20 protein-coding genes are annotated in these 22,681 nt (G+C 61.6%); 15 read left to right on the forward strand and 5 right to left on the reverse strand.

Features of this window, described 5'->3' with window-relative positions; genetic code table 11:
• Window positions 1–169 precede the first annotated feature (169 nt).
• Complete coding sequence (purU, locus tag LGH70_RS10410; protein ID WP_226185218.1) at window positions 170–1,024, reverse strand: formyltetrahydrofolate deformylase; 855 nt, start codon at window positions 1,022–1,024, stop codon at window positions 170–172.
• A gap of 203 nt (window positions 1,025–1,227) precedes the next feature.
• On the opposite strand from purU, the gene LGH70_RS10415 reads away from it, so the two are divergent.
• From LGH70_RS10415 to LGH70_RS10430, 4 genes are all read left to right on the forward strand, one after another.
• The gene (locus LGH70_RS10415; protein WP_226185219.1) at window positions 1,228–1,500 is read left to right on the forward strand and encodes a hypothetical protein; all 273 of its coding nucleotides are present in this window, start codon (window positions 1,228–1,230) and stop codon (window positions 1,498–1,500) included.
• Window positions 1,501–1,663: 163 nt separating this feature from the next.
• The gene (locus LGH70_RS10420; RefSeq protein ID WP_226185220.1) at window positions 1,664–2,467 is read left to right on the forward strand and encodes an alpha/beta fold hydrolase; all 804 of its coding nucleotides are present in this window, start codon (window positions 1,664–1,666) and stop codon (window positions 2,465–2,467) included.
• Window positions 2,468–2,471: 4 nt separating this feature from the next.
• Window positions 2,472–3,641, forward strand: coding sequence for a sensor histidine kinase (locus LGH70_RS10425; protein WP_226185221.1), 1,170 nt, complete (start codon window positions 2,472–2,474; stop codon window positions 3,639–3,641).
• 129 nt (window positions 3,642–3,770) lie between these two features.
• Window positions 3,771–4,304, forward strand: coding sequence for a YfiT family bacillithiol transferase (locus LGH70_RS10430; protein WP_226185222.1), 534 nt, complete (start codon window positions 3,771–3,773; stop codon window positions 4,302–4,304).
• Window positions 4,305–4,312: 8 nt separating this feature from the next.
• Here the strand turns inward: LGH70_RS10430 and LGH70_RS10435 are convergent, their stop codons facing one another.
• Genes LGH70_RS10435 through LGH70_RS10450 form a run of 4 tightly spaced genes read right to left on the reverse strand, consistent with a single transcriptional unit; the run spans window position 4,313 to window position 8,073 of the window.
• Window positions 4,313–5,209 (reverse strand): SMP-30/gluconolactonase/LRE family protein, encoded by an 897-nt coding sequence (locus tag LGH70_RS10435; RefSeq protein WP_226185223.1) that lies wholly within the window; start codon window positions 5,207–5,209, stop codon window positions 4,313–4,315.
• A gap of 5 nt (window positions 5,210–5,214) precedes the next feature.
• Complete coding sequence (locus LGH70_RS10440; RefSeq protein WP_226185225.1) at window positions 5,215–6,222, reverse strand: 2-dehydro-3-deoxygalactonokinase; 1,008 nt, start codon at window positions 6,220–6,222, stop codon at window positions 5,215–5,217.
• Between the two features lie 48 nt (window positions 6,223–6,270).
• Window positions 6,271–7,419: a galactonate dehydratase gene (gene dgoD, locus LGH70_RS10445; protein ID WP_226185227.1), complete on the reverse strand. Its 1,149-nt coding sequence runs from the start codon at window positions 7,417–7,419 to the stop codon at window positions 6,271–6,273.
• 12 nt (window positions 7,420–7,431) lie between these two features.
• Window positions 7,432–8,073 carry a bifunctional 4-hydroxy-2-oxoglutarate aldolase/2-dehydro-3-deoxy-phosphogluconate aldolase gene (locus LGH70_RS10450; RefSeq protein ID WP_226185229.1) on the reverse strand — a complete coding sequence of 214 codons (642 nt, stop codon included), beginning with the start codon at window positions 8,071–8,073 and terminating at the stop codon, window positions 7,432–7,434.
• 240 nt (window positions 8,074–8,313) lie between these two features.
• On the opposite strand from LGH70_RS10450, the gene LGH70_RS10455 reads away from it, so the two are divergent.
• The 11 genes from LGH70_RS10455 to LGH70_RS10505 all read left to right on the forward strand — a co-directional run bounded on the left by LGH70_RS10455 (window position 8,314) and on the right by LGH70_RS10505 (window position 22,642).
• Window positions 8,314–8,538 (forward strand): heavy metal-binding domain-containing protein, encoded by a 225-nt coding sequence (locus LGH70_RS10455; protein ID WP_226185231.1) that lies wholly within the window; start codon window positions 8,314–8,316, stop codon window positions 8,536–8,538.
• A gap of 311 nt (window positions 8,539–8,849) precedes the next feature.
• Window positions 8,850–10,322, forward strand: a complete 1,473-nt coding sequence (locus LGH70_RS10460; protein ID WP_226185233.1) for a CoA-acylating methylmalonate-semialdehyde dehydrogenase — start codon at window positions 8,850–8,852, stop codon at window positions 10,320–10,322.
• A gap of 235 nt (window positions 10,323–10,557) precedes the next feature.
• Window positions 10,558–11,913, forward strand: coding sequence for an aminotransferase class III-fold pyridoxal phosphate-dependent enzyme (locus LGH70_RS10465; RefSeq protein ID WP_226185235.1), 1,356 nt, complete (start codon window positions 10,558–10,560; stop codon window positions 11,911–11,913).
• A 334-nt stretch (window positions 11,914–12,247) separates the two neighbouring features.
• Complete coding sequence (gene hydA, locus LGH70_RS10470) at window positions 12,248–13,624, forward strand: dihydropyrimidinase (RefSeq protein ID WP_226185237.1); 1,377 nt, start codon at window positions 12,248–12,250, stop codon at window positions 13,622–13,624.
• A 195-nt stretch (window positions 13,625–13,819) separates the two neighbouring features.
• Window positions 13,820–14,686 carry a nitrilase-related carbon-nitrogen hydrolase gene (locus tag LGH70_RS10475; RefSeq protein ID WP_226185239.1) on the forward strand — a complete coding sequence of 289 codons (867 nt, stop codon included), beginning with the start codon at window positions 13,820–13,822 and terminating at the stop codon, window positions 14,684–14,686.
• A gap of 154 nt (window positions 14,687–14,840) precedes the next feature.
• Entirely contained in the window at window positions 14,841–16,172 is a 1,332-nt protein-coding gene (locus tag LGH70_RS10480) for an FAD-dependent oxidoreductase (protein ID WP_226185241.1), read from the forward strand.
• 57 nt (window positions 16,173–16,229) lie between these two features.
• Complete coding sequence (gene preA / locus LGH70_RS10485; RefSeq protein WP_226185243.1) at window positions 16,230–17,639, forward strand: NAD-dependent dihydropyrimidine dehydrogenase subunit PreA; 1,410 nt, start codon at window positions 16,230–16,232, stop codon at window positions 17,637–17,639.
• 307 nt (window positions 17,640–17,946) lie between these two features.
• A complete protein-coding gene (locus tag LGH70_RS10490) occupies window positions 17,947–19,344 on the forward strand; it encodes an exopolysaccharide biosynthesis polyprenyl glycosylphosphotransferase (RefSeq protein ID WP_226185245.1) in 1,398 nt (465 codons plus the stop codon).
• Between the two features lie 167 nt (window positions 19,345–19,511).
• Window positions 19,512–20,282, forward strand: a complete 771-nt coding sequence (locus LGH70_RS10495; RefSeq protein ID WP_226185248.1) for a WecB/TagA/CpsF family glycosyltransferase — start codon at window positions 19,512–19,514, stop codon at window positions 20,280–20,282.
• Window positions 20,283–20,592: 310 nt separating this feature from the next.
• Window positions 20,593–21,483: a glucose-1-phosphate cytidylyltransferase gene (rfbF, locus tag LGH70_RS10500; RefSeq protein ID WP_226185250.1), complete on the forward strand. Its 891-nt coding sequence runs from the start codon at window positions 20,593–20,595 to the stop codon at window positions 21,481–21,483.
• A 61-nt stretch (window positions 21,484–21,544) separates the two neighbouring features.
• Complete coding sequence (locus LGH70_RS10505; protein ID WP_226185252.1) at window positions 21,545–22,642, forward strand: NAD-dependent epimerase/dehydratase family protein; 1,098 nt, start codon at window positions 21,545–21,547, stop codon at window positions 22,640–22,642.
• The last annotated feature ends 39 nt before the right edge of the window (window positions 22,643–22,681 follow it).

A 22,681-nucleotide genomic window follows, 5' to 3' on the forward strand; every position in this document is an offset into this window, starting at 1 on the left:
AACAAAAAAGCCGCCCGCTTCGGTCAGGAAGCGGCGGCGCGGGCAGGAGCGGGGTGGGCCTCAGGGTGGGGTGAGCGGGAAAACGGGAGCGGAGCAAAACGGCGTAAGCAGCCGCAAAAGTACGCCGGCCCGCGGGAACGGGCGGCGCCGAATGCCCGGAGAGAAGGGCCTAATCAAAGATGATGGTCTTGTTGTGGTGCACGAAGACCTGCTCGGCAAACACGAGGCGCAGGGAGCGAGCCAGCACGATTTTCTCCACGTCGCGCCCGGCCTGGGCCATTTCGCTGGCGCTCTGGGTGTGGTCGACCGGAATAACGCTCTGGGCAATGATGGGGCCCTGGTCGAGCTGCTCGTTCACGAAGTGGGCCGTGGCCCCGATGATTTTTACGCCCCGCGCGTAGGCCTGGGCGTAGGGACTGGCCCCCACGAAAGCCGGCAAAAACGAGTGATGAATATTAATCAGCCGGTTGGCATAGCGGGCCACAAAGTCGGAGGACAAGATGCGCATGTACTTGGCCAGCACCACGAATTCCGGCTCGTACTGGGCCAATACGGCCAGCACCTCGGCCTCGTGGGCCTCCCGGGTTTTGCCTTCGTGGCTGAGGTAGTGAAACGGCAGGTCGAAGCGGCGGGTCAGGTCGCCCAGCAGGGGGTAGTTGCTGATGACGGCCACGATGCGGGCATTCATTTCCCCGAAGGCGTGGCGCACCAGCAGCTCGCTCAGGCAGTGGTGCTCTTTGGTGGCCATCAGCACCACGTCTTTGGGGCGGTTGTCGCTCAGCCTGATTTCAGCCGCCGTGGGCAGCACGCGCGTCAGCTCCTGCAGCAGGGACTCAGCCTCGAAGCTGCCGGAAAACTCGGTGCGCATAAAAAAACAATTGTCGGCCCGCTCCACAAACTCGCCGTTGCGCAGGATGTTCAGCCCGTGCCGAAACAGCACGCCGGTGATTTTGAATACCAGCCCTGGCTCGTCGGGGCAGCGAATTAGAAGGATATGAGCAGCAGGAGCGGAGACGGAAGGCACGGCGCGGAAAGGTTTGGTGATACTAGGGCAAGACCGCAAAAGTAACCGGCGGGCGGTTGTTGCTACTGCTGGCTACGTAGCAACGGGGCCGATGGCCAGGTCGGCCGCGGGCGGCTTGCGGGCCGGATACTGCTTTTATGCGTAACTAGTAGAGCTTACCGCCCCGCCATTCCGGCGCTGCGCCCTTTCTTCGGGCCCTTCCCATGATTTCTACCTACCAGCCCCCGGCCGCGCTTCTGCAGGCATTTGGCTTCACCCGCTACTCGGCCCCGCCCCGGCAGGCGCGCTTCAGCCGCCCCAGCGAAAGGGGCCAGGAAACCATCGTGCTCTACGACGACGACGAAATAACCCTGCTCGAAACCGTGGATAGGCAGCTGCTCTACAGCTTTCAGGGCCGCCTGGCTTCCGAAGCCGAATTCCGGGTACTGCTGCGCCAGGTCAACTGGCCCGCGGAAGTGCTGCCCGGCCCGGGCTAGGCGCCGGGGCTTTGGTTCGTTGCCCACTGACTAAGAGTGGGCAAAACCCGGGCAATGATGCTGCTACGGTACATTGGCCGCGCCGTAGCGGCAACCGCTACTGCTAAAGCGCAGTATAGGCAGGGGGCGCACCGGTGCCCATCAGCAGTAGCATAAGTATAGTATGACCAGTCTGGAGCGTAATAATGTCAAGGTGTTGGGAGCGGGGGAGCAGGCCATGGTATTCGTGCACGGCTTCGGCTGCGACCAGCACATGTGGCGGCTGGTGGCCCCGGCCTTCGAGAGCTACTACCGCACCGTGCTGCTCGACTTAGTCGGGGCCGGGCAGTCGGCGCTGGCTGCTTATGACCCGGCGCGCTACGCCACGCTGCAGGCCCACGCCGACGATATCCTGGCCGTGCTGGCCGAGCTGAACCTGCGCGACGTAGTGTTGGTGGGCCACTCCGTCAGCGCGATGATTGTGATGCTGGCCGCCATCGAGGAGCCCGAGCGGGTAGCCAGGCTGGTATTCGTGGCGCCTTCCCCGCGCTACCTCAACGATGGGGGCTATACCGGCGGCTTCGAGCCTGCCGACATCGACGAGCTGCTCGAAGCCATGGACAGCAACTACCTGGGCTGGTCGGGCAGTATCACGCCCGTTATCATGGGCCACCCCGAGCGGCCCGAACTGGCCCAGGAGCTCAACAACAGCTTCTGTCGCACCGACCCGACCATTGCCCGGCACTTCGCCCGCGTTACGTTCCTCTCCGACAACCGCGCCGACCTGCCGCGCCTGCGCCGGCCCAGTCTTATTGTGCAGTGTGCCTACGATGCGCTGGCCCCGCGGGCCGTGGGCGACTACCTGCACCGGCAGCTGCCCGGCAGCACGCTGGTCGTTATCGATACCTCCGGCCATTGTCCTCACCTGAGTGCCCCAAAAGCTACCATCGGGGCCATCGAGCACTTTTTGGCCGTCGAGCCTGCCTAACTGCATGAGCACCGACGACAAAGAGCAGCTGCCCGCGCTAGACCTGCGGCTGACGGAGGAAAACGTAGACGAGCTGTACGAGAATGCGCCCTGCGGCTACTGCTCCTGCCTGCCCGATGGCACGCTGGTGAAGCTCAACCAGACCCTGCTGGGCTGGCTGGGCTATGCCCGCGAAGAGCTGGTTGCGCGCCGCTGCCTGCAGGAGTTGCTCACCGTGGGCGGACGCCTGCACTACGAAACCCACTGCGCGCCCCTGCTGCTGATTCAGGACCAGGTGCGGGAAATCAGCTACCAGCTGCTGCGCCACGACGGCACTACCGTGCCGGTGCTGATGAACGCCATCCTGCTCCGCGACGCCGACGGCCAGCCCCTGGTCATCCGCGTTACCCTGTTCGACATCACCGACCGGCGCAAGTACGAGCAGGAACTGTTGCGGGCCAAGGCCGAGGCCGAAGACCAGCGCGAGCTGCTGGCCGTGAAAAACGAAGAGCTGATGCGCATCAACGCCGAGCTGGACAACTTCGTCTACACCGCTTCCCACGACCTGAAGCAGCCGGCCAGCAACATGGTGGGCCTGTTTGAGGAGCTCAAGCGCACGGCCACCTTCCACGACCCCGAGGCGTCCGGGATGGTAAGCATGTTTGAGGATGCCCTGCGGCAGATTCTGGGTACCATTGAGGGCATGACGGATGTGGTGCAGCTCCAGCGCCAGCCCGACCAGCTGGCCGTAGAGCCCATCGGGCTGCAGTCTTTCACCGAGGATATTATTCGCAGCCTGCAGCCCCTGGTCGTGCCGCCCGCCGTCTTCACCCTCGACTTTGCGGCCGTGCCCACCCTGCGCCTGCCCCGCACCAGCCTGCACAGCACCCTCTACAATCTGCTGAGCAACGCGCTGAAATACACGGTTTCCGGCCGGCTGCCCCAGGTGTGGGTCAGCACCAGCCTGGAGGCGGGCTCGGCCGTCCTCACCGTGCGCGACAATGGCCGGGGCATCGATTTGCAGCGCCACGGGCAGGAGGTATTTCAGCTCTTCCGGCGCTTTCACCCCGAAGTAGATGGCTCCGGCATGGGGCTATACCTGGTCAGGCGCCTCGTGCAGCAGGCCGGGGGGCGCGTGGAAGTCGACAGCGTGGTGGATGAGGGTACCACTTTCCGGTTGTATCTGCCCGTATAAGCTGGCGGCCCGTTATTGCCGGCCCGTCGGGACCGTTATGGGGCATACTACAAAACGGTAAATTACGACAGGCAGCGGGGGTAGAGCGGGGCTGGCCGCGGCGGAAAAACTCCGCTATGTTTGCTGGCTATGGAAACCAATCTGCCCAATCTGCAATACCCCATCGGCCGTCCCACGCTGCCCGAAGCGCCACTCACGCCCGCTGAGCGCACCGCCTACATCAACGAGTTGGCTGCGTTGCCGGCCCAACTCACGGCGGCAGCCCGCCAAGCCGGTGGCGTCCGGCTCGAAAACCCCTACCGGCCCGGGGGCTGGAGCGGCCGGCAGGTGCTGCACCATGTGGCCGACGTGCACCTGAACTTTTACCTGCGCTTTCGCCTGGCCCTGACGGAAGACCACCCCACCATTTGCCCCTTTGACATGAATGCCTGGGCCGAGCTGCCCGATGTGGCCGCTACGCCCGTCACCGTGTCGTTGCAGCTGCTCGAGGCCGTGCATACGCGCTGGGTCAATCTGCTCTGGCACCTGAGCGAGGAGCAGTGGCAGCGCACGTTTTACCACCCCACCTACCAGCGCGACTACTCCCTCGACCAGGCCCTGGTGCAATACAGCTGGCACGGGCGGCATCATCTGGCCCACATCGGGCTGTTGAGCAGGGAGTAGAAGCGGCGTTAGCCGACGTAGATGTTGGCCGGCACCCCGGCCACGCCGGGCTCCACGGCAAACAGGCTACCGCTGAGCGGGTAGTGCCGCAGTTGCTCGGGGCTCAGATCCTGGCGGGCAGTGGTGATGAACAAGGTGCGCAGGTCCGGCCCCCCGAAGGCGCAGGACGTGGTTTGGGGCGCCGGCACCGGAATGCTGCGCTGCTTTTGGCCGGTGGCCGGGTCGTAGCACACCACCTGGCCCCCGCCCCACAGCGCAATCCAGAGGTGGCCCTGGGCGTCGATGGTCATGCCGTCGGGGTCACCGTCGGCCTCCGGAATCCGGATAACCGGGCGGGCGTTGGTAATGGCACCGGTGGCATTGTCGTAGTCGAAGGCCTGCACCACGTGGGTGGGCGTGTCGATGTAGTACATCGTTTTCCGGTCCGCCGTCCAGGCCAGGCCGTTGGAAATCGTGATGTGCGTACGCATCGTGTGCAGGTGGCCGTCGGGGTCGAGGCGGTAGAGGGCCGCGCGCCGGGGCCGGTCGTCCATGTCCAGCGTACCCACCCAGAAGCGCCCGGCCGGGTCGCACTTGCCGTCGTTGAAGCGCAGGCTGGGCTCGGTCAGCGGATTTACCAGCAGGGTACTGGCCCCGGTTGTCGTGTTGAGCCGGTGCAGCCCGTTTTGCTGCGCCACCACCACCTCACCGCCCCGGGCCGGCACCACCGTTCCGATACGGGCCGTGGTGGGCAACTGGCGGCACTGGCCGGTAGTGGGGTCGAAAACGTGCAGTTGCTGGCCTTCGATATCTACCCAGTACAGCTTGCTGTCCAGCGGGTTCCAGATGGCGCCCTCGCCCAGCTGGTTCTGAGCGGCCAGGGCCACACGCACGGTGGAAGAGTCGGTTGCGGAAGGAGAAGCCATGGTTTTTACGCTTTGGGAGAAGTCAGCTGCCCCAGGTCTATGGCCCGCTGCAGCACGGCGGCCTGACCGCGCAACGTCACTTCCTCCGCGCCCTTCACCGTGACGGACGCCACCCGGTCAGTAATTCCCAGCAGGCGCAGGGCCACTTCGTAGCTGCTGATCAGTGCTGCTTCGCCGGCCAGCACTACCGGGCCGGTGAAGTCGGTGGGGAAGCTGCTCAACTCGTAGCCGATGAGCAGGCCGCTGAGGTAATGGAAGTTTTCGGGGGCGCTGAGCTTGTCGAACAAGCCATTGGTGCGCACCAGAAACGCGTTGTGCAGCAGGTTGCCTTGCCGGCTGGCCTGCACGCCCTGCGTAAAGGCTTTGCGGTGGGCGGGGTGCTCAAAATCGTCGTTTTTTTCCACGGCCGAAGCCAGGATGCTTTTGCCGGAAAGCAGGGCGAATACTTCCCCGGTCATAAAGGTTTTCAGGGCTATAGCCTGTCCGTGCTGCACCACCACATGCTTGGCGTGCGTGCCGGGGTGCAAAAACAGCTGGGGCTGCTCAGAGGTGGCAAACCCGCAGCCCACCAGCTGCACTTCCTCGCCGCGCATCACGTCGTCGGCCGTTTGTGCGCCCGAAACCAGCAGCACCGGATGGTCGAAATCCGGGCGGGCCGGCAGCAGCTCGGTGGTCAGATCGGAGCCGTCGGCGGCGAAAGGCAGCGGTTTGTAGGGCAGTTCCAGCATGCCCACAGTAGAGGAAGCCATGCCCGACACCACCACCGGCAGACCCGCCAGCGGCCGGCCAGCTTGCTGCTCCAGGGAGGCAAGGTGCTGGCGCAGGATGCGCAGGTAGAAGCCCAGCCGCTGCTCTGGGGGCTGCCCGGTTTGCTGCCACTGCTCAAACGTAGCCGCGTTGCCCTCATCCGATTTTTCGGTGGCTACCACCCGCAAGCCCGGCAGCTCCACCAGCTTCAGGCGAAACGAGGACGTGCCCCAGTCACAGCTTAGAAAGTGCTTTAGCTCCTGCATATATCCGCTGAAATCCGAATTAGTGTCTTCTGGTACTACGCAAGCCGCCTACCATTCGGCCACGCTGCCGTCGGGGTTGCGCCAGATGGGGTTTTTCCAGTCGTGGCCCTGCTGGGCGCGCTGTATCACGTATTCCTCGTTGATCTGAATGCCCAGCCCGGGCCCGTCGGGAATGTTGGCGTAGCCGCTGTGGTACTCAAACACGGTCGGGTCCACGAGATAGTCGAGCAAGTCGTTGCCTACATTATAGTGGATGCCCAGGCTTTGCTCCTGGATAAAGGCGTTGTGGCAGGTGGCATCTACCTGCAGGCAGGCGGCCAGCGCAATAGGGCCCAGCGGGCAGTGCGGCGCAGCGGCCACGTCGAAGGCCTCGGCCATGCTGATGATTTTCTTGCACTCCGTAATGCCGCCGGCGTGGCTCAGGTCGGGCTGAATAATGTCGACGTAGCCATCAATGAGCAGCTGCTTGAAGTCCCAGCGGGAATACATCCGCTCACCCGTGGCAATGGGAATGGCCGTGTGGCGGGCAATGTCGCGCAAGGCCTCGTTGTTTTCGGCCAGCACCGGTTCCTCGATGAACATGGGTCGGAATGGCTCCAGCTCCTTAGCCAGAATCTTGGCCATAGGCTTGTGCACCCGCCCGTGAAAGTCGACGCCGATGCCCAGGGCCGGACCCCCGGCTTCGCGCACGGCCGCAATGCGGGCCACGGCCGCGTCGACTTTGGCGTAGGAGTCCACGTAGCTCATTTCCTCGGTGGCATTCATTTTCACGGCCGTAAAGCCCTTTTCGACCATGCCGCGGGCCGCCAGCCCTACGTCCACCGGCCGGTCGCCGCCAATCCAGGAGTACACGCGCATGGTGTCGCGGGCTTTGCCGCCCAGCAGCTCGTAAATCGGAGCATTGAAAAACTTGCCCTTGATGTCCCACAGGGCCTGGTCGATGCCGGCAATGGCGCTCATCAGGATGGGGCCACCGCGGTAGAAGCCGCCCCGGTACATCACGTTCCAGTGGTCTTCGATGTGGCGCGGGTCTTTGCCCAGCAGGCTGCCCATCAGCTCCTGCACGGCCGTGGCCACGGTGGCGGCCCGGCCCTCAATGACCGGCTCGCCCCAGCCCACCAGGCCCTCGTCGGTTTCAATCTTGAGAAACAGCCAGCGCGGTGGCACCTGATACAGCTTAAAACCGGTGATTTTCATGGCCGATGCAAGTTAGTTAGCGCCGGATACGGCCTGCACAAACTGCTGGGCTTTCTGGGTCAGCTGCCGCAGATAGGCCTCGGAAACCGGCTGGCTGGTATCGACCAACGAGCTGCCCAATCCGAAGGCTGCCGCTCCGGCCTGCTGAAACTCGCGGATGTTGTCCAGCTTCACGCCGCCGGTGGGCATCAAGGGAATAAAGGGCAGCGGCCCGCGAATATCCTTCAGAAACGTGGCGCCCTGCGAGGCCGGAAACACCTTCACGATGTCGGCGCCATGCTCGTAAGCCGTCAGGATTTCGGTGGGCGTGAAGCCACCCGGAATGCTGACGGCCCCGTAGCGCTTCGTCAGCCGGATGGTTTTCACGTTCAGCGTCGGCGAAATGATAAACCGGGCCCCGGCATTCAGGGCCAGCCGGGCCGTTTCGGGGTCCAGCACGGTGCCGGCCCCCACCAGCATTTCCTCGCCCATGGCCTCGGCTACCTGCTCAATTCCCGGCAGCGCCTTGGGCGAGTTCAGGGTGATTTCCACCGCCCGGATACCGCCCGCGTGCAGGGCCCGCACGATGCTGACCAGCTCCGCGGGGTTGGCGCCGCGGATAATGGCAACGAGCTTGTGCTCCAGCAGGTACGATAAAACGGAGGTCGTCGTCATAAGGCAGGCGGATATAGTGGTAGCAACAGTTGGGAAGGTTAACGCAACTCCGGCCGACCGCGTTGGGTACCCTCACGGCCCAAGACTACAACCGGCCCTGGCTCCGCCACCAGTCGGGCTTGCTCTGAGTGGGGCACCAGGCCCGGGCTTTCGAGCGGCCTTCGTAGTTTTGGCGGGGCTGCGGCTCCTGTCCTGATTATGTATTTGGCGCCCCGGCGGGTGCTGTTGTTCTCCTTCCCAATGAAAAAATCCCTGTATCTACCCATTATGCTGCTCTTCGGTGGTGCTTTGCTGGGCAGCTGTGAGCAGAAAGCCGCTTCCAAGACGGTGGCAACCCCAGAAAGCACCGTTGCTCCCAAAGCCCGCGAGGCGGTGTACGAGTGCCCTATGCAGTGCAAAGGCAGCCAAAGCACGGCGCCCGGCAAGTGCCCCGTGTGCGGCATGGACCTGGAGAAGAAAAGCTAGGCCGCTCCACGTCACCGCCTCGACTCAGCCGGGGGCTGGTCCGGGAAATACCGCCGTATTTCCCGGACCAGCCCCCGGCTTTTGATTTTAAGAAAAAGAAAGGGTAAAATGAGTAGGTCGGCCCGCGCTTGGCCTTTCCGCAAACGTTTGCGGAAAAAGACGCGTCAGTAGCACTATTTGCAGGTTTAGAGCCGCCGAAACAGCCGGCATGTAGTGTTTTTAAAGCACTGAAAGGGTAAATCGTGGTGCTGCTAACTATTTGCATAAGTGCAACAAACTCATTACTTGCAACCGCTTAACATTTTCTTAACATGGAAGTCGAAACGTTGAAGTATCCCGCGGTCCGCAATTATGTGGCAGGCCAGTTTGTCGAAGGCAGTGAGGCGCGCAGCCTGGAGGTGTTCAGTCCGCTGAGTGGGGCCGTCATTTCCACGGTTCCGCTGTCCGGCGCCGCGGCCCTCAACGCGGCGGTGGAGGCGGCCCAAGCGGCTTTCCCGGCGTGGTCAGCCATGCCCATTAAGGAGCGCGTGCAGATTTTTTACCGCTACAAAACCCTGCTGGAGCGGGAGATGAAAGCCCTGGCCGACCTCGTGCGCGAGGAAAATGGCAAGACCTACGACGAGGCCCGGGCCGAAGTGGAAAAGGCCATCGAGCTGACCGAGTTTGCCTGTTCCATGCCCCAGCTGATTCAGGGTGAATTCCTGGAAGTAAGCAAAGGCGTGGAGGCCCGGGCGGAGCGCAAGCCCCTGGGCGTGGTGGCCAGCATTGCGCCCTTCAACTTTCCCAATATGGTGCCGCACTGGACGATTCCCAATGCCCTGGTGCTGGGCAATACGATGATCCTGAAGCCCTCGGAAGTAGTGCCGCTGAGCGCGGGCCGCATAGCCGAGCTGCTCAAGGAAGCCGGCCTGCCCGATGGTGTCCTTAACATTGTGCACGGCGACCGGGAAATTGTGGAAGCCATCTGCGACCATCCGGCTATTCAGGCCGTGTCATTCGTGGGCTCCACCAAGATTGCCAAACTGGTGTATATCCGGGCTACCAGCAACCTGAAGCGCTGCGTGGCCCTGGGCGGGGCCAAAAACCACCTGATGGTATTGCCCGACGCCCACCCGGAAATGACGGCCTCCAACGTAGCTGCCTCCATGTCGGGCTGCGCGGGGCAGCGCTGCATGGCCGGCTCCACCATGGTCGGGGTAGGAGCAGTGGACGCTATTGTGGCCAAAATCGTGGAGGAAGCCCGCAAGATCGTGCCCGGCCAGAACCTGGGCTCCGTTATCAGCAAGGAAGCCAAAGAGCGCATCGAGCAGCACATCACCGAAGCCGAAGCGGCCGGGGCAAAAGTCCTGCTGGATGGTCGCAACGCCCGCGTAGCCGGGCAGGAAGAAGGCTACTACGTGGGAGCCACCGTCGTCGACTTCGTGACGCCCGACATGCGCATCGCGCAGGAAGAAGTGTTCGGTCCGGTGCTGGCCATTATGCGCACCAACACGCTGGATGAGGCCCTGGCCATCGAAAATGCCAACCCCTACGGTAACGCCGCCGCTGTATTCACCAGCAGCGGCAGCTCGGCCCGCTACGTGATGGACCACGCCAACGCGGGCATGATTGGCGTTAACATCGGCGTGCCTGTGCCCCGGGAGCCGTTCTCGTTCGGCGGCTGGAACGAGTCGAAGTTTGGGGCCTGCGACATCACCGGTAAAAGCTCCATCGAGTTCTGGACCCAGCTCAAGAAAACCACAACCAAGTGGAACCCCGAGTCGCGGGTGAACTGGATGAGCTAACCGGTTTTTCGCCCCGGAACGCCATGCCGGGCGAAGCCGGGGCAGCTCGCGGGCCGGCGGATGAATAGTACTCCGGCCGCAGTTCGCCAGGCGCTTCGGCCGGGTTCAATACGACGCCCCGTTTTCCTGTAGTTCGTTCTTAATCAGTGCCGTCCGGCGCTGAAGTGGTGGCTTTTTGCTACCTTTTAAGACTCCAACCCACGTTCTTCCGCTTGCCAATACTACTACCCTCCGAATGGAAACCTACACCGACACCGATAAAGACCAGATTCTGCAGGACAACCTGGAGCACACGTTGTTTTCCTGGTCGAAGCAGGCCGGCCTGAACCCGATAAACGCCGAACGCGCCGAGGGCGTGTACCTCTACGACCGGGACGGTAAACGCTACATTGACTTCTCGTCGCAGCTGATGAACGTGAATATCGGCCACGGCGACCAGCGCGTAACCGAGGCCGTGGCCGCCCAGATGCGGGAGCTGAGCTACGTGTATCCGGGCATGATAACCAAGGCCCGCGGTGATTTGGGCCGGAAGCTGGCGGAAATAACGGCCCCCAATCTGACCAAGGCCTTCTTCACCCTGGGCGGCGCCGAGGCCATCGAAAATGCCATCAAGCTGGCCCGCGTCTACACCGGCCGCCACAAAATCGTGACGCTGTACCAATCGTTTCACGGTGCCAGCTACGGGGCCATCAGCGCCGGCGGCGACCCGCGCAAGTTCGCCGTCGACAGCCAGGCCATGCCGGGCGTGGTGCACGTCGAGAACCCCTATTTCTACCGCTGCCCCTGGTACAGCAGCACGCCGGAAGAGTGCGCCGAGCGCGCCGCCGCCGCCATGGAGCGCATCATTCAGTATGAAAACCCGGGCAGCGTGGCCGCCATTATCCTGGAAGGGGAGTCGGGCACTTCGGGCTGCATCAAGTACCCGCCCACCTACTGGCAGCGGGTGCGCGCCATTTGCGATAAGTACGGCATTCTGCTCGTGGCCGATGAGGTGATGAGCGGCTTCGGGCGCACCGGCAAGTGGTTCGGCTCCGACCACCACGGCGTGAAAGTCGACCTAATGTGCATGGCCAAGGGTATTACCGCCGGCTACCTGCCCCTGGGCGCGGTGATGGTGGACGAAGCCATTGCCCAATCGTTCGACGACAAGCCCCTGCCGCTGGGCCTCACGTACTCGGCCCACCCGGTGTCGTGCGCGGCGGCCGTGGCGGTGCTGGGTATTTATGAGGAAGACAACCTGCTCGAAAACACCGTGACGCTGGGCCGCTACCTCGATGAGCGCATGTGCGAGCTGATGGCCCGGCACCCCAGCATCGGCGACTGGCGCAACACGGGCCTGTTTGGCTGCATCGAGCTGGTGAAGAACCGCGCCACCAAAGAGCCCATGGCGCCCTGGAACGCAGCCCCCAGCCAGATGGAAATGATGAACAAGGTGGCGGCCAAGATCAAGGAGCTAGGCATGTACACGTTCGTGCGCTGGAACTACATTTTCGTGGCCCCCCCGCTGAGCATCACCAAGGACGAGCTGGATGAAGGCCTCGACATTATTTCGCAGGCCCTCCGCGTGGCCGACGAGTACGTGACGGGCTAACTGCGCGGCCCGCGGCCCGGTCTATCCTGGGTGGGGCGGGCTGCTTTGGTGGATAGCATACCGGGGTTTAGTAGCGCAAAACTCCCTGATGGTCCCTGCGCCGCCAGGTTGCATAGGATAGGAGGTCGAGCCGGGCCTAGTTTAGGGCTCTGAACCGGTCGTCTACCGCCTCCCGCTATCCTGTTGCTACTCGATTGTACTGCCCGCCAAGGCCGGAAGATTCGGCTTGGCATCCCTGCTTTATCGGTGCGAAAAGAAGCTGCCTCCTTTGCTTGCTATTCGGGGCTTAAAACGCTATTTTTTCAAACTAAACCTCTTTCACTCTTCTAGTTGAATGGCGTCTTTGCTTCTTAAAAATGGCCGCGTTGTTACGGCCGATTCCGACTCCGTGTGCGACATCTTGGTAGAAGGGGAAACCATCGTAGCCCTGGGCCGCAACCTGCCGGTGCAGGCCGACCACACCATCGATGCCACAGGCAAGATTATCGTGCCCGGCGGCATCGACCCGCACGTGCACCTGGAGATGCCGTTTATGGGCACCTTCAGCTCCGATACCCACGAAACCGGCACCCGCGCCGCCCTGCACGGCGGCACCACCACCGTCATCGACTTCGTGCTGCAGAAGCAGGGCCACAGCCTGCGCGAAGCCCTGACCGAGTGGCAGGGCCGCGCCACCGGCACGGCCGTCGGCGACTACTCGTTCCACATGGCCGTGACTGACTTCAACCCCAATACCCGGGCGGAAATCAAGGACATGATAGCCGAGGGCATTACTTCCTTTAAAACCTTCATGGCTTATAAGGGTGCGCTCATGATCGACGATGCGCAGATGGTGGGCCTGATGCAGGAAGTGAAAAAGCACGGCGGCCTCGTGACGGCCCACGCCACCAACGGCGACATGATTGACACGCTCATTGCCCAGCACCGGGAGCAGGGCAAGCTCACGCCGCTCTACCACTATTTGTCGCAGCCCGAAGTGACGGAAGCCGAAGCCTCGGGCCGCTTCGCCGATATTGCCAACTACACCGGCGTCAATGCCTACATCGTGCACCTGACCTGCGAAGGCGCTCTGAACCAGGTGCGGCGGGCCACTGAGCGCAACCAGCGCGTGTTCGTGGAAACCTGCATTCAGTACCTGGTGCTCGATGCCTCGCTTTATGAGGACGAGGTGAACGGGGCCAAGGTGGTGATGTCGCCGCCGCTGCGCGAGAAAAAGGACCAGGCCACGCTCTGGGCCGGCATCAATCAGGGGCTGGTGCAGGTGGTGGGCACCGACCACTGCCCCTTTATGTGGGAGCAGAAGCTGCTGGGCAAAGACGACTTTTCGAAAATTCCCAACGGGCACCCCGCCATTGAGCACCGCATGGAGCTGCTGTTTTCGGAAGGCGTGACAACCGGCAAAATCAGCCTGCAGAAGTTCGTGGAAGTAACCAGTACCAACGCGGCCAAGATCTTCGGCATGTTTCCGCGCAAAGGCACCATCAGCATCGGCGCCGACGCCGACCTGGTGCTGCTCGACCCCGAAAAAAAACACTCAATTTCGGCCGACACCCACCACATGAACTGCGACTACTCGGCCTACGAAGGCTGGGAGCTGACCGGCAAAATCGACACGGTGATTCTGCGCGGGCAAGTAGCCGTGCAGGGCGGCGAAACGAAAGTCGGCCGGGGCTACGGGCAGTTTATCAAGCGCGGTAAAACGGCTTTTTAAAATCCATGGCATGGCGAGCAAAGCGCGGCTGTGCGTTGTCTGCGCAGCACCTCCGGGCCTTTTACCAGCTAATTCCAACGTTAGGCTCGCCACAGAAGCCAGGCAGGCACATTTCAGAGGACGAATGGCTTCGGTTACTGCCCTGCAAGGACCCAGAAAATCAACACACTCCCAAACCCTTTTCTTTTCTCTCCCATGCCACGAATTATTAAATCTGGGCTGATCCAGATGAGCCTGCCCATTAGTGAGGGCGAAGGCTCCATTGACGAAATCAAGGAAGCCATGGTGCAGAAGCATATTCCGCTCATTGAAGAAGCCGGCCGCCAGGGCGTGCAGATTCTGTGTCTGCAGGAAATCTTCAACACCCCGTATTTCTGCCCCGGCCAGGATAAAGCCTGGTACGCCTCGGCCGAACCGGTGCCCGGCCCCACGACGGAGCGCATGGCCGAGTACGCCAAGAAGTACAACATGGTAATGATTGTGCCGGTGTATGAGCGGGAGTCGGCGGGCTTCCTCTACAATACGGCCGCCGTTATCGACGCCGACGGCACTTACCTGGGAAAGTACCGCAAAAACCACATTCCGCACACGTCCGGCTTCTGGGAGAAGTTCTTCTTTAAGCCCGGCAACATGGGTTACCCCGTGTTTCAGACCAAATACGCCAAGGTGGGGGTGTACATCTGCTACGACCGGCACTTCCCCGACGGGGCCCGCATCCTGGGTTTGAACGGGGCCGAAATTGTGTATAACCCCTCGGCTACGGTAGCGGGCCTCTCGCAGTACCTCTGGAAGCTGGAGCAGCCGGCCCACGCCGCCGCCAATGGCTACTTTATGGGCTGCATCAACCGCGTGGGCACCGAGAAGCCCTGGAACCTGGGCAAGTTCTACGGCACCAGCTACTTCGTGGACCCGCGCGGCCAGATTCTGGCCCAGGCCTCGGAAGACAATGATGAGCTGCTGGTAGCCGAATTCGACCTCGACATGATTGAGGAAGTGCGCAACACCTGGCAGTTCTTCCGCGACCGGCGCCCCGAGACCTACGAGAAGCTGGTCGAATTATAAGCGTATCTTACTAAGTACTTGAATAGCAAGGATTGGCGGTAAAACGTCAGTTCTTGCCCGCACCTGTAGTGCCTGGTAGTAGGCGTGCCTGCTGCTTATTTTCTGTCTTTCCCTTTTGCTTATTGCCCCACCGCTACCCTCTCCCTCCAGTACCATGGCCGAGTATAAAACGCCGACTTCCGAGCCGGAATTTCACGCCAACTTCGCGCAGCTCAAGCCCCGCATGAACAGCACCGAGGCGCTCTACGAAAGCTCCCGCTGCCTTTTCTGCTTCGATGCTCCCTGCATCAAAGCCTGCCCTTCGGGCATCGACGTGCCGCAATTCATCCGCCAGATCAACACCGGCAATACCACCGGGGCGGCCCTTACCATTTACGAAGCCAACTACTTCGGCAACGCCTGCGGCAAAGTGTGCCCCACGGAAGTGTTGTGCGAGGGGGCCTGCGTGTATACCGAGCAGGATATGAAGCCCATCGAAATCGGGCGCCTGCAGAGCTACGCCACGCGCGAGGCCATCGAGCAGAACAAGAAGCTCTTTGGCCCTGGCGCCCCCAACGGCCGCAAAGTCGCTATTATCGGGGCCGGGCCGGCCGGAGTGTCGGCGGCCTGCGAGCTGCGCAGCCTAGGCTACGAAGTGGACGTATTCGAGGCCAAGGGCAAGCCCTCGGGCCTGACGGTGTACGGCGTGGCGCCCTACAAAATCACGAACGAGGAAGTGCTGGCCGAAATGGCGTATCTGGAGGCCCAGTTCGGCTTCCGGGTGCAATACAACCAGCCCATTACCTCGCGCCGGGAGCTGGAGGCGCTGGAAGAGTCCTACGACGCGGTGTTTCTCGGCATCGGCCTGGGCCTGACCAACCCGCTGCGCCTGCCCGGCGAGGAGCGCGCCAACTGCGTGGGAGCCGTAGAGTTTATCGAGCAGCTGCGCCAGCGCCACCACCAGATGCCCGTGGGCCGCAAGGTAATCGTGCTGGGCGGCGGCAACACGGCCATGGATGCCGCCTCCGAGTCGGCCCGCCTCGGCGCGGAAGATGTGATACTGGCCTACCGGCGCGGCAAGGAAGAAATGGGGGCCTATGACTTTGAGTACGACTTGGCCAAAGGCGTGGGCGTGAAAGGCCTGTTCAACGTGGCCCCCCTCGAGATTGTGGGCAACGGCAAAGTCGAAGGCGTGAAGTTTATTCGCACGGCCACGCTCAACGGGGAAGTGCAGCTGCTGCCCGGCAGCGAGTTTGTGGAGCCCTGCGACATGGTCATCAAAGCCACCGGGCAGTCCAAGCAGCTCCCGTTTCTGCGTTTGATTCCCGGCCTGCAGATTGACAGCAAAGGCCGCATCGTGGCCGATGAGCGCACCGGCCAAACCACCAACCCCAAGTATTTCACTTCCGGGGACGCCCGCAACGGCGGCGCGGAAGTGGTAAATGCCGCCGCCGAAGCCAAAGCCACGGCCCGCGGCATCCACGCGTTTTTGAGTGCCGGTTTGTAGTTGTCGGCTTTTCGGAAGGCAGCCTACTAACAACCAACAACTAACAACCAACAACCAATGCCAGATCTGTCGATAAATTTTGCCGGTATCAAGTCGCCCAACCCGTTCTGGCTAGCCTCGGCGCCGCCCACCAACTCGGGGTATCAGGTGATGAAAGCCTTTGATGCGGGCTGGGGCGGCGCCGTCTGGAAAACGCTGGGCGTGCCGGTCGTGAATGTGTCGAGCCGCTACGGCGGGGTGAACTACCGGGACAAGCGCCTGATTGGCTTCAACAACATTGAGCTGATTTCGGACCGGCCCCTGAGCGACAATCTGCGCGAGATTGAGGAAGTAAAAAAGCGCTTTCCCCACCACGCCGTCATTGCCTCCCTCATGGTGCAAAGCCGGCAGGAATGGCACGACATCGTGCGCGACGTGCAGAACGCCGGCTCCGACGGCATCGAGCTGAACTTCGGCTGCCCGCACGGCATGTGCGAGCGGGGCATGGGCTCGGCGGTAGGGCAGGAACCGGAAGTGCTGCAGACTATTGTGGAGTGGGTGATGGAAGTGGCCAAGATTCCGGTCATTGTGAAGCTCACGCCCAATATCTCGGACATTACCGAGCCCGCCATGGCCGCCCGCCGGGGTGGGGCCGATGCCATTTCGCTTATCAACACGATTCAGAGCATTGTGGGCGTCGACCTGGATTTGTTTGCGCCGTACCCCATCGTGGACGGCAAGGGCTCGAACGGGGGCTACTGCGGTCCGGCCGTGAAGCCCATTGCCCTGAACATGGTGAAAAACTGCGCCCAGCACCCCGAGGTGCAGCTGCCCATTTCCGGCATTGGCGGCATCGAAAACTGGCGCGACGCGGTAGAGCACATTCTGCTGGGCGCCAGCAGCGTGCAGGTGTGCACGGCCGCCATGCACTTCGGCTTCGGCATCATCCGGGAAATGACCAGCGGCCTGGAGCAATACATGACCGATAAAGGCTTTCACACAATATATGACATGGTGGGCAAGGCCCTGCCGAACGTGAAGCACTGGGAGGACCTTAATTTGAAGTATAAGGTGACGGCGGCCATCAACGAGGAAAAGTGCATCGGCTGCCAGCTGTGCTACACGGCCTGCGAAGATGGCGCCCACCAAGCCATCCGGTTGCAGGAAGGCACCCGCGTGCCGGCCATTATCGAGGAAAACTGCGTGGGCTGCAACCTCTGCTCCCTGGTGTGCCCCGTGGAGCAGTGCATCACGATGGAGCGCCAGGACGACGGCACCGAGCACCTCACCTGGAAGGAGCGCACCGAAGCCGGCACTATCCCGACGGAGTTCAACGACGAGCGCGCCGGTGGACGCCACCACTGGGTACCCGAGCCAGCGGCGGCGCTGGGCAAAGAGAAGGATAAAACGCTGCCCGGCAAGGCCCGGCAATATGCAAAAGTGGATAGGGCCCCACTGGAAACTACTTCGGCTACTAGTTCCGAATAGAGCCGGTTTTTTGTCGTCGCCTGAGCTTTTATCAGGTAGAAAGAGCCATTAGCAGTCCGGTTATCGGATTACTAATGGCTCTTTTTTAGCTTTTGTGGGGGCAGATTTGAAAATCATTGTCGCGTTTTAGGAGAACAAAATATTGAGTAAGTACCAGTAAATGAATATGTGATGCTCCTATTAAAATAAAAGTTATATTTATTATTGCTTAAACACCAAATTATACGTTACTTGGTATCGATCTACTTCTACATCCCACCAGCTGGTAGAAATTACCTCCAATTGGGCTCTTTTACACACATAGTTTATGGAACGGTACAGACATTACTCCGACGCCTCGCGCCTAGTACTGCCAGTGATTGATGTACTCCTCATCTTTGGCGCGTTCCGCCTCGCCGGCCGCATGATCTGGGGTACCTGGCATTTCACGGGGTACGCTCCCTTCTGCTTCGTGATATTTGGCCTGCTCTGGTGGCTGCTTTCCGGGCAGTTTGCCAATATCTACCGGGTCGATAAGCTGATAACCTACCCGGAGAAGCTGCTCTACCTGATGCGCACCTTCCTGCTGCACGCCTGCCTGGTGCTGGCCGTGGTGCTGGCCCTGGAGCTCGACTGGTTGTCGTTGCGCTACATTTTTGCCGTGTACAGCTTCGCCGTTACGGGCGTCGTAGGGGCCCGCTTCCTGATTACGTTCTGCTACCGCGCCTACCATAAGCACGTGGCCCGGGCCCATTCCCGCTTTATCATTGTGGGAGCAGGGGAAAGCGGGCAGGAGCTGTACCGGTTTCTGGCCTCCCACGACCCGATTGGCAACCAGTTTCAGGGCTTTTTTGCCGATGAGCCCGTAGCCGATGGGCTGCGGCCCTACGTGCGGGGCCCCCTGGCCGAGCTGAAAAGCTACTGCCTGCGCACCACCATCGATGAAATCTACTTCACCCTGCCCCTCGACCGGCACGAGCTGATTGAGGACCTCTCGCAGTTTGCCGACGACCATTTCCTGTCGTTCCGCATCGTGCCCGATTTCAGCGGTACCGTACGGCGGGAGGTAAACGTGTACTTCTACGACCACATGCCCATCCTTACCATCCGGCACCAGCCCCTGGGCATTCGTACCAACCAGGTGCTGAAGCGAGTGTTTGACATTGCTTTTTCCCTGGCGGTCATCCTGCTGGCTTTCCCCTTCATCATGCCCATCCTGGCCCTGCTCATCAAGCTCGACTCGCCCGGCCCGGTATTCTTCAAGCAGATGCGCCCTGGCAAGCGCAACCACCTGTTTCCGTGCTACAAGCTGCGCACCATGCGCGCCGACCACCGTCAGACCGAGCTGCAGGCCACCTTCGCCGACCCCCGCGTAACGCGGGTGGGCCGCTACCTGCGCAAGTACAACTTGGATGAGCTGCCCCAGTTCTTCAACGTCTTTCTGGGCCACATGTCGGTAGTAGGGCCCCGGCCCAATATGGTGTCGCAGCTGGAAGAATACTCCAAGCACATCCGCACTTACCAGATGCGCCACGCCGTGACGCCCGGCATCACGGGCTACGCGCAGGTGAACGGTTACCGGGGCGAAACCCGGGCCCCCCAGGCCATGCGCAAGCGCGTGGAATACGACCTGAAATACATGGAAAACTGGTCGTTTGGCCTTGATATGAAAATCATCGGCCAGACCGTCTGGAATATGATTCGGGGTGAGAAAAACGCTTACTAGCAGTGAAATAGGGCAGGAGTGTGTGCGGGTAAGAGGGTAGGAGGCTTTGCTCTGCTGCCACGTGTAGCAACCATGCGGGCTCACCCCAGCCGCTTTCCGTCTCTGCTGTTATAGCCCAACCGCCCGCCCCTCCTAAACGCATACCCCATCCCCTCATACCCCAAAAGATGCTTCCCAAACGTCTTGTGCTGGATTCGTGGATTTCGACCGGAACCTTCACCGAATTTACGGATACCATTCTGCGGCTGGGAGCGGCGCGGGCATCGGCCTACGTGTGCTGCGCCAACGTGCACATGCTGGTGGAGGCTCATCACCACCCCGATTTTCGGCGTATTCTGGATGAGGCCAACCTGGTGGTGCCCGACGGAAGCCCGGTGGCCGCGGCCGTGGGCCTGTTCCACCGGCAGCGCCAGGAGCGCGTGGCCGGGATGGACCTGCTGCCCGCCCTGCTGACAGAAGCCGCCAAGCGGGGGCAGTCGGTATATTTCTACGGGACTACCGACGAAATACTGGGGGCCATGGTGGCCCGTGCCCAGCGCGAACTGCCCGCCTTGCGCGTTGTCGGGGCTTATTCGCCGCCATTCCGCGCCCTTACCGCCGAGGAGGATGCCGCGGAAACGGCCGCCATCAACGCTGCCGACCCCGACCTGCTGTTTGTGGCCCTGGGCTGCCCCCGGCAGGAGCGCTGGATGGCGGCGCACCGGGGCCGGGTACGGGCTTGTATGCTGGGCGTGGGACAGGCGTTTCCGGTGTATGCCGGTCTGGAGCCGCGCTTGCCACGCTGGGCCCGGCAGCTGTGGCTGGAGTGGGCCTACCGGCTGTGGCTGGAGCCTAAGCGCCTGTGGCGCCGGTACCTGCACACCAATACCCGGTTTGTGTACTTGATGGGGCGCCGGTTTCTGGCTTCATGGGCCGGCCGGCCGCAGGCCTCCGCCTGATTAGCTCCTGGGTCCGGCTAGCCGTAACTGAGCCAGGCGAGTAAACCCATAATCCTGTATTTTACTGGTATTTATCTATTTACAGCTGGCCGTTTACATGGTTAGATGGCTACCTGTGTTTGTATGTAAAAGAATAATATCAATGTATAATTGATTTTTATTAAAAATATTTAATAATTTTTATCGATAATATTATAATTACTTCTATATTTCTGTATCTAAGTGCCAGCGTGGAGCTACACGCCTACTGATTCTTCAGTCTTCACTTCTTCTCTCTCTTCTTGGTAACACATCAACTCATTTTGCACCTATGAAAGCAGTTATTCTGGCGGGTGGCTACGGAACCCGAATCAGCGAAGAAAGTGGCGTGCGGCCTAAACCGATGGTAGAAGTCGGCGGTCGGCCCATCCTGTGGCACATCATGAAAATATACGCCCACCACGGCATCCGGGACTTTGTCATCTGCTGCGGCTACAAAGGGCATATGATAAAACAATACTTTTCCGACTACTTCCTGCATAATTCCGATGTGACTTTCCGCATGGACCGGAATGAGATGCAGATTCACCGCAGCAACGCCGAGCCTTGGACCGTGACGCTGGTGGACACCGGCCAGGAAACCATGACCGGTGGCCGCCTGCGCCGGGTGCGGGAGCATCTCGACAATGAAACATTCTGCCTGACGTATGGCGACGGAGTAGGCGACGTCGACATCCGGGCCGCCATTGAGCACCACCAGCAGCAGCAGGCCGTGGCTACGCTTACGGCGGTGCGCCAGCCCGGTCGTTTCGGGGTTTTCTCGCTCAGCGACGAAGCAACCCGCATTTCCAGCTTCACTGAAAAGCCCGAAGGCGGCGAAACACCCTGGATAAACGGCGGCTTTTTTGTGCTGGAGCCCGAGGTGTTCGACTACATCGACAACGACAGCACCGTGTGGGAAAAGGGCCCGCTGGAGCACCTGGCCGCCGAAGGCAAGCTGGCCGCCTACCGCCACACCGGCTTCTGGCAGCCCATGGATACCCTGCGCGACCGGAACATGCTGGAGGAAATGTGGAGCGCCGGCAAAGCCCGCTGGAAAGTGTGGGATGCGGTAACCGAAGCCGCCACCGCCGACCCGGTACTCACCCAGATTATGACCTCGGCCGTGACGGCACCCGTTGGGCAGCGCGTAGCTGCACCCACGCTGCTGCCCAAAGACTAAGTCGGCTTCACAGGACCACGCACTTTTCCTCAATAAAATCCTCATTTCTGACTTTTATACTATGCAGCGCATCCTCATTACCGGCAACATGGGCTACGTAGGGCCCGGCGTGGTGCGGCACCTGCGGCAGCAGTTTCCGCAGGCCGAGCTGATCGGCTACGACATGGCCTATTTTGCCCACTGCCTCACCGGCGTGCAGCGCCTGCCCGAGGCGCGCCTCGACCGCCAAATCTTCGGCGACGTGCGCCACCTGCCCAGCTCCCTGCTGCAAGGCCTCGACGCCATTGTGCACCTGGCCGCCATTTCCAATGACCCAATGGGGCAGACCTACGAGGCTGTGACTCTGGAAATCAACCACCAGGCCGGTATTTCGCTGGCCCGCCGCGCCAAGGCGGCCGGCGTGAAAGCCTTCGTGTTTGCCAGCTCCTGCAGCATGTATGGGGCCGGGGGAGAGGGAGCCAAAACCGAGCAGTCGGACCTGAACCCGCTGACAGCCTACGCCCGCTCCAAGGTGCTGAGCGAGCAGGACCTGGCCCCGCTGGCCGATGACAGCTTCCAGGTGACCTGCCTGCGCTTTGCCACGGCCTGCGGCTGGAGCGACCGGCTGCGCCTTGATCTGGTGGTGAACGACTTTGTGGCCGGGGCCGTGGCCACGGGCCGCATCAGCATCCTGAGCGACGGCACGCCCTGGCGCCCCCTGATTCACGTGCAGGATATGGCCCGGGCCATCGAGTGGGCCATTACCCGGACCGCCGAATGCGGCGGCAACTTCCTGGCCATCAATGCCGGCTCGGAGCAGTGGAACTACCAGGTGCGCGAGCTGGCGGCGGCCATTGCCGAGGCCATTCCCGGCACCGAGGTGCAGCTCAACTCCAGTGCGCCCCCGGACAAGCGCTCCTACCGCGTCGACTTTAGCCTGTTCCGCGAATTGGCGCCCAACCACCAGCCCCGGCGCACCCTCGCCGATACGATTACGGAGCTGCACGCCGGTCTGCTGGGCATGGGCTTCCGCGACCCGGAGTTCCGCTCCTCGCAGCTGATGCGCCTGCGGGTGCTCACGGCCCTGCGCGACACCGGCCAGCTCGATGCCAGCCTGTGCTGGCAGGACGCGGCCGCCATTGCCGCCCCCGCTGCCCAGCCCGAACTGGCTTTATCCTGATTCTTTTCCGTCCTGATTTCCCATTTTCTACCATCGAAA

Origin of the sequence: Hymenobacter nitidus (genome assembly GCF_020447315.1) — a bacterium.
Classification (GTDB): Bacteria; Bacteroidota; Bacteroidia; order Cytophagales; family Hymenobacteraceae; genus Hymenobacter; species Hymenobacter nitidus.

What these genes read in the sequence shown, in the direction of transcription:
- LGH70_RS10490 (WP_226185245.1), top strand. Translation starts at nt 17,947, where the DNA reads ATGGAACGGTACAGACATTACTCCGACGCCTCGCGCCTAGTACTGCCA.
- LGH70_RS10420 (WP_226185220.1), top strand. Translation starts at nt 1,664, where the DNA reads ATGACCAGTCTGGAGCGTAATAATGTCAAGGTGTTGGGAGCGGGGGAG.
- LGH70_RS10425 (WP_226185221.1), top strand. Translation starts at nt 2,472, where the DNA reads ATGAGCACCGACGACAAAGAGCAGCTGCCCGCGCTAGACCTGCGGCTG.
- LGH70_RS10460 (WP_226185233.1), top strand. Translation starts at nt 8,850, where the DNA reads ATGGAAGTCGAAACGTTGAAGTATCCCGCGGTCCGCAATTATGTGGCA.
- LGH70_RS10495 (WP_226185248.1), top strand. Translation starts at nt 19,512, where the DNA reads ATGCTTCCCAAACGTCTTGTGCTGGATTCGTGGATTTCGACCGGAACC.
- LGH70_RS10455 (WP_226185231.1), top strand. Translation starts at nt 8,314, where the DNA reads ATGAAAAAATCCCTGTATCTACCCATTATGCTGCTCTTCGGTGGTGCT.
- LGH70_RS10480 (WP_226185241.1), top strand. Translation starts at nt 14,841, where the DNA reads ATGGCCGAGTATAAAACGCCGACTTCCGAGCCGGAATTTCACGCCAAC.
- LGH70_RS10440 (WP_226185225.1), bottom strand. Translation starts at nt 6,222, where the DNA reads ATGCAGGAGCTAAAGCACTTTCTAAGCTGTGACTGGGGCACGTCCTCG.
- LGH70_RS10450 (WP_226185229.1), bottom strand. Translation starts at nt 8,073, where the DNA reads ATGACGACGACCTCCGTTTTATCGTACCTGCTGGAGCACAAGCTCGTT.
- LGH70_RS10435 (WP_226185223.1), bottom strand. Translation starts at nt 5,209, where the DNA reads ATGGCTTCTCCTTCCGCAACCGACTCTTCCACCGTGCGTGTGGCCCTG.
- LGH70_RS10415 (WP_226185219.1), top strand. Translation starts at nt 1,228, where the DNA reads ATGATTTCTACCTACCAGCCCCCGGCCGCGCTTCTGCAGGCATTTGGC.
- preA (WP_226185243.1), top strand. Translation starts at nt 16,230, where the DNA reads ATGCCAGATCTGTCGATAAATTTTGCCGGTATCAAGTCGCCCAACCCG.
- rfbF (WP_226185250.1), top strand. Translation starts at nt 20,593, where the DNA reads ATGAAAGCAGTTATTCTGGCGGGTGGCTACGGAACCCGAATCAGCGAA.
- hydA (WP_226185237.1), top strand. Translation starts at nt 12,248, where the DNA reads ATGGCGTCTTTGCTTCTTAAAAATGGCCGCGTTGTTACGGCCGATTCC.
- LGH70_RS10475 (WP_226185239.1), top strand. Translation starts at nt 13,820, where the DNA reads ATGCCACGAATTATTAAATCTGGGCTGATCCAGATGAGCCTGCCCATT.
- LGH70_RS10505 (WP_226185252.1), top strand. Translation starts at nt 21,545, where the DNA reads ATGCAGCGCATCCTCATTACCGGCAACATGGGCTACGTAGGGCCCGGC.
- dgoD (WP_226185227.1), bottom strand. Translation starts at nt 7,419, where the DNA reads ATGAAAATCACCGGTTTTAAGCTGTATCAGGTGCCACCGCGCTGGCTG.
- LGH70_RS10465 (WP_226185235.1), top strand. Translation starts at nt 10,558, where the DNA reads ATGGAAACCTACACCGACACCGATAAAGACCAGATTCTGCAGGACAAC.
- LGH70_RS10430 (WP_226185222.1), top strand. Translation starts at nt 3,771, where the DNA reads ATGGAAACCAATCTGCCCAATCTGCAATACCCCATCGGCCGTCCCACG.